Genomic DNA, 15,363 nt, shown 5'->3' on the forward strand with positions numbered 1-15,363 from the left:
TTTGTCTTTAAATTTCCGTTGGTAAGATTATTGAGAATTTAATTGTAAAGAAAAAAAATAAAATAGATATGAACCTTAATAATTTTACAATAAAATCGCAAGAAGCTATTCAGCAAGCTCAACAACTTGCTCAAAGCTTCGGTCATCAACAAATAGAAAACGAGCATATTTTTAAAGCTATTTTTGAAGTTGATGAAAATGTACTTCCATTCATTTTGAAAAAATTGAATGTCAATATTAACATATTAGAACAAGCTTTAAATAAGCAACTTGAAAGTTTCGCTAAAGTTTCTGGAGGCGACATTATGTTTTCAAGAGAAGCTGGTAAAACCTTAAACGAAGCATCAATTATTGCTAAAAAAATGAAAGATGACTTTGTTTCTGTTGAGCATTTAATTTTGGCCGTTTTTAAATCAAACAGTAAAATAGCCCAAATGCTAAAAGACCAAGGTGTTACTGAAAAAACCCTTCAAACTGCTATTGAAGAAATTCGAAAAGGAGAAAATGTAACCTCTCAAAGTCAAGAAGAAACTTATAATGCACTTAACAAGTATGCCAAAAATTTAAACCAGCTTGCTAAAGATGGCAAGTTAGATCCTGTAATTGGCAGAGATGAAGAAATAAGACGTATACTACAAATTTTATCTCGAAGAACAAAAAACAATCCTATTTTGGTTGGTGAACCTGGCACTGGTAAAACAGCAATTGCCGAAGGTTTAGCGCACAGAATTGTAGATGGCGATGTGCCTGAAAACTTAAAAGACAAACAAATTTTTGCTTTAGATATGGGCGCATTAATTGCTGGTGCAAAATATAAAGGCGAATTTGAAGAGCGTTTAAAAGCTGTTATTAAAGAAGTAACCAACAGTGAAGGAGACATTGTTTTATTCATTGATGAAATTCATACACTTGTCGGCGCTGGTGGTGGTCAAGGAGCCATGGACGCCGCAAACATTTTAAAACCAGCCCTTGCAAGAGGCGAATTACGTGCAATAGGTGCAACAACTTTAGACGAGTATCAAAAATATTTTGAAAAAGATAAAGCTTTAGAACGTCGTTTTCAAAAAGTAATGGTTTATGAGCCAGATACAGAAAGTGCCATTTCAATTTTACGTGGTATCAAAGAAAAGTATGAAACCCACCATAAGGTTAGAATTAAAGATGAAGCCATTATTGGAGCTGTTGAACTTTCCCAAAGGTACATAACCAACAGGTTTCTTCCAGATAAAGCCATTGACTTAATGGACGAAGCTGCTTCAAAATTGCGTATGGAAATCAATTCCAAACCAGAAGAACTTGATGTTTTGGATAGAAAAATCATGCAACTGGAAATTGAAATTGAAGCTATTAAACGTGAAAAAGATGAAGTAAAACTAAAAGCATTAAGTTCAGATTTAGCTAACTTAAAAGAAGAGCGCAATGAAATATATGCCAAATGGAAAAGCGAAAAAGAAGTTGTAGACAATATTCAAGTAACTAAACTCGAAATTGAAAACTATAAAATAGAAGCAGAACGTGCAGAACGTGATGGCGATTATGGTAAAGTTGCAGAATTACGATACGGAAAAATAAAAGAAGCTCAGGAAAAACTAGAAGAACTTCAAAAAGAATTGCAAAAAAATCAATCTGGTAATTCTCTTATTAAAGAAGAAGTAACCTATGATGATATTGCCGAAGTGGTAGCAAAATGGACAGGAATTCCGGTAGTTAAAATGATTCAGAGCGAACGTGAAAAACTATTGAAACTTGAAGAAGAATTACATAAACGCGTTATTGGACAAGACGAAGCCATTATTGCCGTTAGTGATGCGGTAAGACGAAGTCGTGCAGGTTTGCAAAATCCTCAAAAACCCATTGGTACGTTCCTGTTTTTAGGAACAACCGGTGTTGGTAAAACTGAACTGGCAAAAGCATTAGCCGATTATCTTTTTGATGATGAAAATGCGATGACCAGAATTGATATGAGCGAATATCAGGAACGTCATGCTGTAAGCAGATTGGTAGGTGCGCCTCCTGGATATATAGGATATGATGAAGGTGGACAATTAACAGAAGCTATAAGAAGAAAACCCTACTCAGTCATTCTTTTAGATGAAATAGAAAAAGCGCATCCTGATACTTTTAATATTTTATTACAAGTATTAGACGAAGGTAGATTGACAGATAACAAAGGTCGTGTAGCAGATTTTAAAAATTCAATTGTAATCATGACATCAAACTTAGGAAGTCATTTAATTCATGAACGATTTGAATCTACAAAAGATATAGATTCTGCTATTGAAGCTGCAAAAGTGGATGTTTTAGGATTGTTAAAACAAACGGTCAGACCCGAGTTTTTAAATAGAATTGACGATACCATAATGTTTACGCCATTATCAAAAGAAAACATCATTGATATTGTTGAATTGCAAATAAAAGGCTTAACAAAAATGATTGCAAAACAAGGAATCACTTTTGATGCAACAAATGAAGCAATAAACTATTTAGCAGCAAAAGGATATAACCCAGAATATGGCGCAAGACCAGTAAAAAGAGTTATTCAAAAAGAAGTTTTGAATGAATTAAGTAAAGAAATTTTAGCTGGAAAAGTGACTACAGATAGTGTCATTCTTTTAGACGCCTTTGATGATAAATTGGTTTTTAGAAACCAGGCCAATTTAATATCTAATGAAATATAATAGACTTTCATAATAACTGTAACAATTAATATATAAAACAGTCTTATTATTGGTTGGTTAGTTAAAAGCAATGTGAATCAGATCTTTAGCAATTAAAGAAGATAAGCATTGCTTTTTTTGTTAAATTTTATGTTAAATACAATCATCAAAACAATAAAAAAAACACTTTTTGCATTATCTATATAAATAAAATTGCTAACTTTGTTCATCGATTAAATTCAACCTTTCGTCGAAGAATTGAAGTTATCGTTTCCCTCTCCAAATTTATTGTTTAAAACAAATTAACTAAAAAACCTACTTGTAATATGGATATCAACGCATTCCTAGATTTTACACTTCTTAATTCTACAACAACCGAGCGCGATATTGTTAACCTATGTAATGATGCTCTAAATAACAATTATCATTCAGTTTGTGTTAACAGCTGTTATGTCCCTTTAGCAAAGCAATTATTAGACAAAACTCCAGTAAAGATCTGTACTGTTGTTGGGTTTCCTTTAGGTGCCATGTCAACTCAATCAAAAGCATTTGAAGCAAAAAAGGCGGTCGAAAATGGTGCTGATGAAATAGAAATGGTCATTAACATTGGCTTCCTAAAAAGTAAAAACTATTTAGCCCTTCTAAAAGACATTATAGATGTAAAAATAGCTATTGATAATAAGCCATTAAAAGTTATTATTGAGATAAGTGAATTATCAAAAAATGAAATTATAAAAGCCTGCGAAATCTCTATGGATGCAAAAGCAGATTATATAAAAACCTCAACTGGATTTTCAAATAGCGGTGCTACATTTACTGCTGTGAAAATTATTAAGAAAACTGTAAAAGACGATCTCAAAATTGTGGCTTCAGGAGGAATCAACAATTTTGAAACGGCACTAAAATATATCAATTTAGGTGTTGATAGAATTGCAGCTACCACAGAAATAAAAATAACAAAAGCTCAATTAGTTACAGAGATATCATAACAGATATTATTTTATAATAACAAAAGAAGAGGCTATACAAAAATATAGCCTCTTCTTTTGTTTCATTGCAACATGCAATTTGTCTTATAGCTTCTAAATTTTAATGAAGCTAAATTACACCTTAAAACTGTTTTTATTCAAATAAAATAAGCTTAACTTTAACCTATTAAAACATTAAAATGAAATCTTTAAATAACTATATAGACCACACACTATTAAAAGCCACCGCTACAAAAGAAGACATCATTAAACTTTGTGAAGAAGCTAAAACCTACCAATTTTTTTCGGTTTGTGTTAACAGTTGTTATGCAAGTTTAGCAAAAGACCAATTAAAAAACTCCAATGTTAAAGTATGCTGTGTTATAGGATTTCCTTTAGGAGCTATGTCCACAAAAGCTAAAGCTTACGAAGCTAAATCGGCATTAAATGACGGTGCTGATGAAATTGACATGGTAATGAATATTGGCTATTTAAAAAACAAGGATTTCGATAGCGTTTGGAAAGATGTTGAAGCTGTTAAAAACGTTATGCCGAACAACACTTTGAAAGTTATTTTAGAAACCTGTTATCTTGATGAAAGTGAAATTATAAAAGCTAGTGAACTTGCCATACAAGGCGGTGCAGACTTTATAAAAACCTCAACTGGTTTTGGCACAAGAGGCGCTTCTTTTGAAGACATTAAACTTATGAAAAGTGTCGCTAAAAATACAACAAAAATAAAGGCGTCAGGTGGCATTAAAGATTCTAAAACAGCCTTAGATTATATAAATCTGGGCGCAGAAAGGCTGGGAACATCTTCAGGAATAGCAATCATAAAAGGTGAAACTTCCAATTCAAATTACTAATAAATTTTCCACTTAATTTAACAAATCATGAGCGTACATATAGAAGCAAAAAAAGGAGATATTGCAGAAACCATTTTATTACCAGGAGATCCTTTGAGAGCTAAATGGATAGCAGAAACCTTTTTTGAAAATCCAGTTTGTTTCAACAAAGTAAGAGGCATGTTAGGGTTTACGGGTACATATAAAGGAAAACCTGTTTCAGTAATGGGCACAGGAATGGGAGTTCCTAGTATTTCTATTTATACTCACGAACTTATTACAGAATATGGTGTTAAAAACTTAATCCGTGTTGGTAGTGCAGGTTCTTATCAAGCGCATATTAAAATCAGGGATATCGTTTTGGCAATGGCTGCCTCTTCCAATTCAGGTATTAATGAATTGCGTTTTGGTGGTGCCGACTTTGCTCCTACAGCAAGTTTTGAATTATTTCAAAAAGCTGTAGAAGCAGCAAAATCTAAAGACATTACAATAAAAGCTGGGAACATATTCACCTCTGATGAGTTTTACGCAGACGATTTTGAATCTTATAAAAAGTGGTCGAAATTTGGTGTATTATGCGTTGAAATGGAAAGTGCTGGCCTTTATACCATTGCAGCAAAACATAATGTAAATGCTTTAAGTATTTTAACTATTTCAGATTCTTTGGTTACAGGAGAAAGAACTACAACTTTAGAAAGAGAAACTACTTTTAAAGGCATGATTGAGATTGCTTTAGAACTCGCTTAATTTTTAATGATTTCAATATCAGATAATATACAACTCATTAAGGTTACCATTAAAGATCAAAAAAAATTAATGGCTTTGGCTTGGAAAATATATCCAACTGAGTATAAATATCTTTGGAAAAATGAGGATTGTAACTGGTATCTAAACCGTTGCTATGGCTTAAAAAATTTCACCGAAGAACTAGATGAAAATCTAGCTCACTATTATTTTGTTATTTATAAAAATCAAATTGAAGGATTTATACGGTTTGTTTTCAATAAATCATTAGAGCAATTTCCAGATAAATCTGCAACCTATTTACACAGAATTTATTTAAGCCAAGAATCTCAAGGAACTGGGCTTTCTCAAAAATTAATGAATTGGATTGAACAAAAATCCAAAGAAAGAGGAATGGACTATATATGGCTTGAGGCCATGTCGTCCAAGGATAGAGCTCTTAAGTTTTACAAAAAAAATGGCTTTGAAACTTTAACTAAACGACAATTAGATTTTGAATTATTGCAGGATAATTTCAGAGGAATATATCTTATGTATAAGCCTATTAAGTAAAATTTAATTTTTGAATAACTGTTAAAATATCATTATGAAGAACTTTAAAATAGTCGTTTTCGTGTTTGTTTTTGCTTTGGCATCATGCATAAATCAAGAAAAATCTTCTGAATCAAATGCTAAAATAGTATCAACCTATTATTTTATTAGACATGCAGAAAAAGACAGAAGTGATGCTGCAAACAAAAATCCTCATCTAACAGAAGCAGGGAAACAAAGAGCAGAACATTGGAACGAAGTCTTAAAAAATGTAAAGTTTGATGCTGTTTATTCTACAGATTACAATAGAACAAAAGAAACTGCTCAACCAACGGCTACAAAAAACAATTTAGAACTTAGCATTTATGATTCGAAAACAATAGATATTTCGAATTTTTTAAAAACAACTCAAAGTAAGAATGTTCTGGTCGTTGGACATAGTAATACAACACCAGATTTTGTGAATTCTGTTTTAGGACACAAAAAATACAATGAAATTAAAGATAACAATAATTCAAATTTATATATAGTAACTGTTTTTGGTGATAGCATTTCAGATGTGCTTTTATATATCAATCAATAGATTTTAACTTATTAATTGAAATTTAATTCGTTGACCTGAAAATTTCTGAGCTATAATATCTAACGATTTTTCTTCTAATTGAAATACTCTGGGATAACCTCCAGTTGTTTGGCAATCTCTCATCAAAATAATAAGTCTTCCCGATGGCGTTAATTGAACAGTTCCCGGAAGCACAAGAGAAGTTATTATTGGCTCTAAATCATTCGAAAAGACTTCTTCAAGCTGATATGCCATCCTGTTATTGTTTTTTGAAATTGTAAATTGTTGAGAAAACAATTGTTTTTGATGAATTTCAGAAAGTTGATCAAACTCTGGTCCTTTAAAAACATTTATGACTTTTGAATGGATGTAAGAAGTATTAAGTTTAATTGAAGCATTCTTTTTACTAAATAGTGCGTTTTCTGAAATTGGCAACAAATCATTTTTATCAATTTTAAACGACTTTGTAATACCTTGATACATACTTTTACTATCAAATACTTTTTCTGTTTGAAATCCCCCAAAAACAGCTAAATAACTTCTAAATCCATTATTACTATTTCCAAAAGATAAAACATCATCTTTCCTAATCAGAATGACTTTATTATTTTCGATAACAGATTCATTTAACTTTGGTGACATGTTTGCTCCAGAAATACAGATAGTTGTATTACAATGAAACTTAAGTTTTGGACCTGTCATAGTAATTTCCATAACAGCATCATTGACATCATTACCTAATAGACTATTTGCAAGTGACGCTGCATAATAATCCATGACTCCAGAATATGGTACGCCATATTGTTGATAGCCAACACGACCTAAATCTTGAATAGAATCATAAAGCCCAACTTTCAAAACCTCAACCATCAATTACCTCACTTTCTATTTGATAAACTCCTGCATCAACTAAAAGTTTAATGCCTTTATGTTCTTTTTGTGTAATTGATTGAAAAGTAATTTTGTCTCCTGGCTTAGCAAAACAAGGAATGCCTTTAGTTACATCAAAAAAAGGGATTGGAGAATTCCCAATAATGTTCCATCCACCCGGACTTTCACTAGGATAAATTCCTGTTTGATTACCTCCAATTCCAACAGCACCTTTTTCAATTTCTAACCTTGGTGTAGATTTTCTGGGAGTAAATAAACTCTCATTTAAACCGCCTAAATATAAAAATCCAGGTAAGAACCCAATAAAATAAACGGTATATTTTGTTTCTGAATGTCTTTTAATAATCTCATTTTTTGATAAGCCTTTTGCCTTAGACATTTCATCTAAATCAATACCAAAAATATCGTCATAACAAACTGGTATTTTCCATGTTCTTGACAGAATGTCATGCTGAAAATTTGTTGTTTTATATAATTTCTTTAATGTTTTTACCTCATTTTCAAAATTCCTACAAATTGAATTATAACTAATTAATAACGAGTTATATGCTGATTTTAATTCAACAATAGGTTCAATATTTTTTTCTTCAATAGCAGTTTTAAACCTGATAATATCTTCTAATATTTGTTTACTAATTATGGAAGGCCATTCAATTAAAATTGATCGTTCTCCATAAGGTTTAAATATTAGATTAAAACTCATTTTCTAACGTAATTGAATGCCATTTTCAGCTAGTTGAATTGTTAAGTTTTTTATTAAAACAACAGCATTTGGATTATCTCCATGAATGCAAAAAGTATCAGCCAAAATATGGAATTCTGAATTTGTAATTGTTCTAACTTTTTTAAATTTAATCATCCTAAATACATGCTCAAACATTTGAGTAGAATTATCAATTAGTGCATTGTTTTCAGTTCTTGAAACCAAAGTACCATCATCATTATAATTTCTATCAGCAAATGCTTCATACATAATTGGAATATCATTTTTAATAGCCAGTTTTTCAATAACTGAATTATATGGTACATACAATTTAATTGGTAATAAAAAACTTTTCATTACTTCTATAATAACTGCAGCAATTTTAGAATCAACAGCTGCAAGGTTATATAAAGCTCCGTGTGGTTTTATATGATGTAACCTGACTTGCTCTTCTTTTAAAACAATCATCAAATCATCTATTTGATCTTTTATTGAAGTAAATAAAGCTGCACATGAAATATTCATAGCTTTTCTTCCAAAATTCTGCTTATTAGGATACGAAGGGTGTGCTCCTATTTTAACGCCATGCTTTTTTGCTAATATTACAACATGTCTCATAGTTTTTAAATCACCTGCATGACCTCCACAAGCAATATTACACGATGATATATAAGGCATTATTTGGGATTCATTATTAATACCTTCTCCAACATCTACATTAATATCTATAAACTCAGTATTCATTATAGCAGTTAAAACCATTCTTAAAATACAAAGAAACAACAGAAAAGCATCAGTAACTATATAAATAAATCTTAAGCTAAGTAGTTTTTACAGTGCCTAATCAATTATTTACAGAACTTAATGCATAAATAGCAAAGCTACCTAACCAATGTCCACCTTCATAACTATCGCCTACAATACTTGGCAACGAATAATTAATATGTATATTTGAAATGTTCTTTAAGTGACTATACTCTGGTAGTCCTTCAGATATTTTATTTAAACTCCATGCTCTTGAAAAATTAACACCATCTAAATGCACCAATTGACCATCTGTTCTATCTGAAACCAAGCCAACCTCCAAAGAATAATTAGGATGCTTTAACTGAGGTAAAAACGCGTCCAACCATGTTTTAAATTCTTCTTTTGGCAGCAAGCGTTTCATTAATGCAGCTTCTTCCAAACATGGTGATAAAAAATCACTTCCGCTAGGTTCCCAAGACATAGGGCAATCTTTATCTTCTGAATAAAAATACTTAGCTCGATTTATAATAGCTGTTTTTAAAGGTTCATTGTTTACCGTTTGAGCATAATCAAAAGCAAACGATAAGCCAAAGGCAGTATTAGGATGCGTCCCTACACGCAATGGATAGTTTAATTTTGGTAAAAATTCTATATACTTTTCTATAATTAAATTGGTTAATGGCTGCAGATTAGTTTCTAGCTCTCTTGCAATTGGTTCATTCCAAGTATGCAGCTCTTCAGCTAATTTTAATAACCAAGCCCAACCGTAAGTGCGTTCAAAGGATTTATTGTTCTGATCATCAAAAAATTTTACTTCTGTTAAAATGTTTTCTTTTGAAATACTTTTAAGAAGTTTTTCTTTAACAGACTCTGCGTTTTCTAATTCTGGAAAGGTTTTTAACAATCGTACCAAACTCCAATGCCCATGAACCGATGAATGCCAGTCAAAACAACCATAAAATGTTGGGTGCAAAGTTTTTGGAGACTTTAAATCAGCATCACTGCCTAAGGTTTGACCCAATTTATTTGGATATTCGGTTTCCATACAATGTAAGGGCAATTGTGCTAAACGATTTGCTTGTTCTAAATTGAGCATGGGTTTTTCTACTATTTCAGGTTTTGGAATTTCAATAACTTCTTTTTTTTCTTCTTTGGAAGTGTTGCAACTAACTATTAAAAAAAATATTATAAAGTATTTCATGATAAAAAATTATTTAATATTTAACAAGTCTGAGATTACCCTAACCAACCTTCTCTGTCCAAACTTCTATATTGAATGGCTTCGCTGATATGTGAACCATTAACGGTTTCTACACCTTCTAAATCTGCGATGGTTCTAGAAACTTTTAAAATTCTATCATAAGCACGTGCAGACAGATTTAAACGTTCCATAGCGGTCTTTAATAATTGTTTTGAAGCTTCATCAAGCACACAATATTTACGAATCTGCTTCGTGTTCATTTGGGCATTATAATGAACTGTATCTGATTCCTCAAAACGTTTGGTTTGAATATCTCTAGCTGCAGTAACACGTTTTCTAATCTCTACCGATGTTTCACTTTTTCTTTCTTCAGAAAGTTTTTCAAATGGCACTGGAGTCACTTCAATATGAATATCAATTCTGTCCAATAAAGGTCCAGATATTTTACTTAAATAACGTTGCATTTCAGCAGGGCTTGAGGTAACAGGTGCATCTGGATCATTAAAATAACCTCCAGGACTTGGGTTCATACTGGCTACCAACATAAAACTACTTGGATAGGTTACCGTAAACTTAGCACGAGAAATAGTCACTTCTCTATCTTCTAAAGGTTGTCTTAACACTTCTAAAACTCCTCGTTTAAACTCTGGCAACTCATCTAAAAACAACACTCCATTATGTGATAAAGATATTTCACCTGGTTGTGGAAAAGCGCCTCCTCCAACCAACGCCACATCGCTTATAGTGTGATGTGGGCTACGAAACGGACGTTGTGCCATGAGTCCTGTATCTTTAACACGACCCACCACCGAATGTATTTTTGTGGTTTCCAAGGCTTCATGCAAGGTCATTGGTGGCAAAATACTGGGCAATCGTTTAGCTAACATGGTTTTGCCAGCACCTGGTGGACCAATTAAAATAATATTATGCCCTCCGGCGGCGGCAATTTCCATACATCGCTTAATACCTTCCTGTCCTTTTACATCGCTAAAATCGTGTTCCGGAAAATCGAGGTTTTTATAAAACTCTTCTCTTGTATTGATAATGGTTTGTTCCAGTACTTCACCTTTATCAAAAAAATCAATCACTTGTTTAATATTATCTATGCCATAAACCTCTAAATTATCTACAATTGCAGCTTCTTTGGCGTTCTGACTTGGCAGAATAAAACCTTTAAAACCTTCTTGTCTTGCTTTAACTGCTATTGGCAATGCGCCTTTTATAGGTTGCAGACTACCATCTAAAGACAGTTCGCCCATTATAATATATTGCTCTAAATTTTCTGCTTGAATTTGTTTTGATGCTGCTAAAATTCCAACTGCTAAGGTTAAATCATAGGCGCTTCCTTCCTTTCTCAAATCGGCAGGCGCCATATTAATAGTAATCTTTTTTCCCGGTATTTTATAGCCATTATTTTGAAGTGCTGCAGCTATACGATAATTACTTTCTTTAATGGCGTTATCAGGAAGTCCTACAAGGTGATAACCAATTCCGCTATCAACATTCACTTCAACTGTAATAGTTGTTGCTTCTACACCAAAAACGGCACTTCCAAATACTTTTTTTAACATAAAAATAGTTTACTGTTTAAATGTAAGAAATGTATTTTAGATTTTTCAAAAAGAATTTATCCGTAAATCACACTATCTGTTTTCTATGTGATGTTTTTTATATAAAATCTTATAATCTTCCATCGTATCAATATCAACAATAACATCCTTTCCATCTACAAATTTCAAGTCCTTAGAATGTTTTTTCAACACCTCTTTCGCCCCTTTATCTTGGTTTAATTGTAACAATTCATCAAAATATGCTTTATTAAAAATTACAGGAACCCCAGATTTTTCTTGATGATATAATGTACACACTATTTTAGTAGTATCTTGTTTGTACTTACTAATAAGTAATTTTAAATAAGTTGAATCTATTAATGGTTGGTCTGCAAGCATAACAAGAACATGGTCTGTTTTAGGGAGAGATTGCTTAATAAAACTAATACTGAAAGCAATAGAGTTCCCTAATCCTTCTTTCCAATTATCATTCTTTATAATTGTAACAGGAAGACACATAATTTCTTTTTGTATCTGTTTATAGTTGGCTCCTAATACAACTATTACCTCAACATCACCAACATTTAATGCTGTGTTAATGGCATGGCATAATAAATTACTGTTCTCCCATTTTAATAATTGCTTTGGGCTTCCCATTCTGGTTGAAGCACCAGCTGCTAAAATTATTATAGTTGTTGTTGACATTAAATTCTGCACAAAGGAGACAATTACTGAGAATGAATCCTACCTGTTTTTTTACTGAGTGAAAAGGGATTTCGTTTTCTTGTAAATGCCAATATTTCTGAAACAATAGAAACAGCAATCTCCTGAGGCGTTTCTGAACCAATATTAAGACCTGCAGGACCATGAATAATATCTAAAAAATTGTCATAAATATCTGGACAATACTCTATAAATTGAGATAGCAAATCGTCTCGGCGTTTTGTAGGTCCTAATAAACCTATATAATTAGGTGATGTTTCTTTTAAAGCAACCAAATAACGTAAATCGTATGCAAAATTATGTGTCATAAGCACAATAGCAGTTTGGTTATCAATATCGTTTACTTTTAAAGTTTCTGGCTTAGCCAAAAGAAACGTGTTTGCACCAGGGAAGTCCTTGATAGATTTAGACTCTAAATCTCCAGCTACAACAGTCACCTCCCAACCTGTTAAGGAGGCATATTGACATAGTTGAACAGCATCATGTTCTGCTCCTATTATAAGTAATTTAAAACACGGACTCATATACTCCTTAAAAGTAGAGAGATCGTGTTTGTCATCTGCCTGTTTATTACCACCAACAGAATACAGATTCTTATTTATTTTAACATAAGATCCGGCCCTTGTCGTTACAATGTCTTTCTTTTCAAAATATGATATTACTTCAAAAGACTGTCGTTTTTGCAAACATTCTGAAAACGCACTTACAAATGTTTCATCTAAACTAAAGGATTCCAACAAAATATATAACACACCTTCACACCCTAATCTGTACCTTCCTTCATAAGTCATTATTTTTGATTCACCAGTTTTAAAAACTGAGACAGTTTGTCTCAAAACTTCTTTTTCTACACAACCACCACTTACTGCTCCAATCATGTCTCCATTTTCAAGAATAAGCATTCTTACTCCGGGTCTACGATAAGAAGAACCTTCTAAATGAACCACAGTTGCTAAAACAGCTTTTAAACCTTGCTTTTTTGCTAAAAGGTAACTTTCAATAATTGTTTTGAATTCATGCGTCATAAAACCATTTTTAACCTACCAAATTTTTAGTTTGGATATGATTTGCAAAAGGTTGAGTTGTTAAGCGCTGACCTGTAGCTTTATACAATGCATTTGCCAACGCCCCAACAGCAGGTGGTAGTCCAGGCTCGCCTAAACCTGTTGGCGCAATTTCGTTTTTCACAAAGAAAACCTCAATAGACTCTGGAGCTTGAGAATGACGCATCAATTGATATCTATCAAAATTCTTTTCATTGACAGCACCATTACTAAAAGTTAATTGGCTATACATAGCATGCCCAATTCCATCTATAACACCACCTTGAATCATATTTTTAGCAGCGTCAGGATTTACTACAACCCCACAGTCAACAGCACAATAAACATTTTTAACTTTTGGTTGCCCATTTTCCAAAACAACGTCTACAACTTCAGCAACATATGATGAATGACAAAAATAAGCCGCAACTCCACGATAAATGCCTGGTTTTGTTTCTCCCCATTTGGATTTTTCTTTAACTAATTTCAAAACACCTGCATATCGTTCAGCCTCATATTCATGTTTTTCGCCAACAGGATTCTTAATAGCACGTTCAAATAATTCCAAACGAAAATCTATAGGGTCTTTTCCTGCTAATTCCGCTACTTCATCAAGAAATGATTGCTCTGCACCAGCTGTAAAGTGAGATCTTGGGGCTCTCCAAGCACCAGTTGTTATATTTGTTTTTCCACTAATTTGTTCCGCCAAATAGTTCTCTACGGTACCAGCAGGGAAACGATTTGGAAATATTGAACTTTCTGGTAAACCAGCGCCCTTCACTGCAAAAGCAATGAGATTGTTGTTTTCATCCAATCCCGCTTTGTATTTAGCTTGATAAGCTGGTCTGTAAGTACCTTGGGTCATGTCATCTTCTCTTGTATAAATAAGCTTTACAGGTGCCCCTATTTTTTTAGAAATAGCTGCTGCTTCCACTCCAAAATGAACATAAAGTCTCCTACCAAATCCGCCACCCATTCTAGTCATGTTAACGGTAATATTCTCTATTGGCATGTTTAGCAATTTAGAAACCGATGTTTCAAGAGCTTCTGGTGTTTGCGTTGGTCCTATGAGTTCTGCTGAATTCTCTGTAACATTGGCAAAGAAATTCATGGGTTCCATGGTATTATGTGCCAGAAACGGAGAATTATATGTTCGTTCGATTACTTTAACAGCCTTCATAAACGCTTCTTCTGGATTACCGTCTTTTCTACTATTTTCTGCTTCTCCAAACTCAATGGCTTGTTCCAAATTTTTTAAATGCAATTCTGAATTTTCCAACTCGCTTACTATTTCATAGTTGGCATTGATCGCTTGTTTGGCTTTCATCAATTGCCAGGTGGATTTTCCAACTATGGCTATAAGTTGTAGATACCCTTTTTCATCTGACCAGCTTGGGTCTTTAATGTCTATATCTATAATAAAAGCATCTTTTACTCCAGGCATTTTTTTAATTTCTTCTTCATTGAAGTTTTTTATTTTCATCCCAAAAGCAGGTGGATGATGAATCATAGCAAGCTCCATTCCTTCTCTCTTGAAATCCAATCCAAACAAAGGTTTGCCTGTGACTATTTTCTTGCCATCTACATTTTTAACACTTGTCCCTATTAATTTAAAGTTTTTTATTTCTTTAAGCTCAACTTCTTCAGGTATCTCAATACCTACTGCCTTTGAAGCTATTTCTCCATAAGTAATGGTTCGCTCACCATTTTTCTCTTTAATAATCCCATGCGTTACTGTTAAATCTGAAACAGGTATTTGCCATTCTTTTGCTGCAGCTTCCAAAAGCATTCTTCTTCCTGTGGCACCAGCCATTCTTAGTGCATTCCAACTTAACCTAATAGAAAGACTGCCACCAGCAAATTGATTTTGATAGAAACCAGTATTTAAAGGTGCTTGCTCAACCACAACGTTTTCCCAATCTACATCTAATTCTTCTGCCACAATCATTGGCATTGAGGTTCTTACATTTTGACCAATTTCAGGATTAGGAGAATAAATGGTAACTAAACCGGTATCTCCTATTTTGATATAGCCATTTATTTCGAACCATTCATTCGGTATTGCTATTTTCTTTATTTTCTTTTCTGTAGTGCATCCTGCTAACCAACTAAACCCTATAAGCATACCTCCACCTGCAGCTGCAGAAATCTTCAAAAATGAGCGACGATTATATTGTGTTTTTACTTTTGTCATGACT

At 32.8% G+C, this 15,363-nt stretch carries 14 protein-coding genes; 6 read left to right on the forward strand and 8 right to left on the reverse strand.

The window, feature by feature from the left end; genetic code table 11:
* Positions 1-68 precede the first annotated feature (68 nt).
* From clpB to V8G69_RS12235, 6 genes are all read left to right on the forward strand, one after another.
* The gene (gene clpB, locus V8G69_RS12210; RefSeq protein WP_394882275.1) at positions 69-2,678 is read left to right on the forward strand and encodes an ATP-dependent chaperone ClpB; all 2,610 of its coding nucleotides are present in this window, start codon (positions 69-71) and stop codon (positions 2,676-2,678) included.
* Between the two features lie 305 nt (positions 2,679-2,983).
* Complete coding sequence (gene deoC, locus V8G69_RS12215; protein WP_394882276.1) at positions 2,984-3,646, forward strand: deoxyribose-phosphate aldolase; 663 nt, start codon at positions 2,984-2,986, stop codon at positions 3,644-3,646.
* A gap of 179 nt (positions 3,647-3,825) precedes the next feature.
* The gene (deoC, locus tag V8G69_RS12220) at positions 3,826-4,491 is read left to right on the forward strand and encodes a deoxyribose-phosphate aldolase (protein ID WP_394882278.1); all 666 of its coding nucleotides are present in this window, start codon (positions 3,826-3,828) and stop codon (positions 4,489-4,491) included.
* A gap of 27 nt (positions 4,492-4,518) precedes the next feature.
* Entirely contained in the window at positions 4,519-5,217 is a 699-nt protein-coding gene (gene deoD, locus V8G69_RS12225) for a purine-nucleoside phosphorylase (RefSeq protein WP_394882279.1), read from the forward strand.
* Between the two features lie 6 nt (positions 5,218-5,223).
* The gene (locus V8G69_RS12230; RefSeq protein WP_394882280.1) at positions 5,224-5,766 is read left to right on the forward strand and encodes a GNAT family N-acetyltransferase; all 543 of its coding nucleotides are present in this window, start codon (positions 5,224-5,226) and stop codon (positions 5,764-5,766) included.
* Positions 5,767-5,800: 34 nt separating this feature from the next.
* Positions 5,801-6,328 carry a SixA phosphatase family protein gene (locus tag V8G69_RS12235; protein WP_394882281.1) on the forward strand — a complete coding sequence of 176 codons (528 nt, stop codon included), beginning with the start codon at positions 5,801-5,803 and terminating at the stop codon, positions 6,326-6,328.
* A gap of 3 nt (positions 6,329-6,331) precedes the next feature.
* Here the strand turns inward: V8G69_RS12235 and V8G69_RS12240 are convergent, their stop codons facing one another.
* The 8 genes from V8G69_RS12240 to V8G69_RS12275 all read right to left on the reverse strand — a co-directional run bounded on the left by V8G69_RS12240 (position 6,332) and on the right by V8G69_RS12275 (position 15,359).
* Entirely contained in the window at positions 6,332-7,177 is an 846-nt protein-coding gene (locus V8G69_RS12240) for a biotin-dependent carboxyltransferase family protein (protein WP_394882416.1), read from the reverse strand.
* Positions 7,170-7,901 carry a 5-oxoprolinase subunit PxpB gene (gene pxpB / locus V8G69_RS12245; protein ID WP_394882282.1) on the reverse strand — a complete coding sequence of 244 codons (732 nt, stop codon included), beginning with the start codon at positions 7,899-7,901 and terminating at the stop codon, positions 7,170-7,172. Before pxpB ends, V8G69_RS12240 begins: the two co-directional genes overlap by 8 nt.
* A 3-nt stretch (positions 7,902-7,904) precedes the next feature.
* Positions 7,905-8,645, reverse strand: a complete 741-nt coding sequence (gene pxpA / locus V8G69_RS12250) for a 5-oxoprolinase subunit PxpA (RefSeq protein WP_394882283.1) — start codon at positions 8,643-8,645, stop codon at positions 7,905-7,907.
* A 100-nt stretch (positions 8,646-8,745) separates the two neighbouring features.
* Positions 8,746-9,849 (reverse strand): DUF2891 domain-containing protein, encoded by a 1,104-nt coding sequence (locus V8G69_RS12255; RefSeq protein WP_394882284.1) that lies wholly within the window; start codon positions 9,847-9,849, stop codon positions 8,746-8,748.
* Positions 9,850-9,884: 35 nt separating this feature from the next.
* Entirely contained in the window at positions 9,885-11,420 is a 1,536-nt protein-coding gene (locus V8G69_RS12260) for a YifB family Mg chelatase-like AAA ATPase (protein WP_394882285.1), read from the reverse strand.
* A gap of 72 nt (positions 11,421-11,492) precedes the next feature.
* Complete coding sequence (locus tag V8G69_RS12265; RefSeq protein WP_394882286.1) at positions 11,493-12,104, reverse strand: NTP transferase domain-containing protein; 612 nt, start codon at positions 12,102-12,104, stop codon at positions 11,493-11,495.
* Positions 12,105-12,127: 23 nt separating this feature from the next.
* A complete protein-coding gene (locus V8G69_RS12270) occupies positions 12,128-13,147 on the reverse strand; it encodes an XdhC family protein (protein ID WP_394882287.1) in 1,020 nt (339 codons plus the stop codon).
* Between the two features lie 10 nt (positions 13,148-13,157).
* Positions 13,158-15,359 carry a molybdopterin cofactor-binding domain-containing protein gene (locus V8G69_RS12275; RefSeq protein ID WP_394882288.1) on the reverse strand — a complete coding sequence of 734 codons (2,202 nt, stop codon included), beginning with the start codon at positions 15,357-15,359 and terminating at the stop codon, positions 13,158-13,160.
* Positions 15,360-15,363: the final 4 nt, after the last annotated feature.

Origin of the sequence: Gaetbulibacter sp. M235, assembly GCF_043876835.1 — a bacterium.
Classification (GTDB): domain Bacteria; phylum Bacteroidota; class Bacteroidia; order Flavobacteriales; family Flavobacteriaceae; genus Yeosuana.

Coding starts and splice junctions, on each gene's coding strand:
- pxpA (WP_394882283.1), bottom strand. CDS start 8,645: ATGAATACTGAGTTTATAGATATTAATGTAGATGTTGGAGAAGGTATT.
- V8G69_RS12255 (WP_394882284.1), bottom strand. CDS start 9,849: ATGAAATACTTTATAATATTTTTTTTAATAGTTAGTTGCAACACTTCC.
- clpB (WP_394882275.1), top strand. CDS start 69: ATGAACCTTAATAATTTTACAATAAAATCGCAAGAAGCTATTCAGCAA.
- deoD (WP_394882279.1), top strand. CDS start 4,519: ATGAGCGTACATATAGAAGCAAAAAAAGGAGATATTGCAGAAACCATT.
- V8G69_RS12275 (WP_394882288.1), bottom strand. CDS start 15,359: ATGACAAAAGTAAAAACACAATATAATCGTCGCTCATTTTTGAAGATT.
- V8G69_RS12265 (WP_394882286.1), bottom strand. CDS start 12,104: ATGTCAACAACAACTATAATAATTTTAGCAGCTGGTGCTTCAACCAGA.
- V8G69_RS12235 (WP_394882281.1), top strand. CDS start 5,801: ATGAAGAACTTTAAAATAGTCGTTTTCGTGTTTGTTTTTGCTTTGGCA.
- deoC (WP_394882278.1), top strand. CDS start 3,826: ATGAAATCTTTAAATAACTATATAGACCACACACTATTAAAAGCCACC.
- V8G69_RS12240 (WP_394882416.1), bottom strand. CDS start 7,177: ATGGTTGAGGTTTTGAAAGTTGGGCTTTATGATTCTATTCAAGATTTA.
- V8G69_RS12230 (WP_394882280.1), top strand. CDS start 5,224: ATGATTTCAATATCAGATAATATACAACTCATTAAGGTTACCATTAAA.
- pxpB (WP_394882282.1), bottom strand. CDS start 7,901: ATGAGTTTTAATCTAATATTTAAACCTTATGGAGAACGATCAATTTTA.
- V8G69_RS12270 (WP_394882287.1), bottom strand. CDS start 13,147: ATGACGCATGAATTCAAAACAATTATTGAAAGTTACCTTTTAGCAAAA.
- deoC (WP_394882276.1), top strand. CDS start 2,984: ATGGATATCAACGCATTCCTAGATTTTACACTTCTTAATTCTACAACA.
- V8G69_RS12260 (WP_394882285.1), bottom strand. CDS start 11,420: ATGTTAAAAAAAGTATTTGGAAGTGCCGTTTTTGGTGTAGAAGCAACA.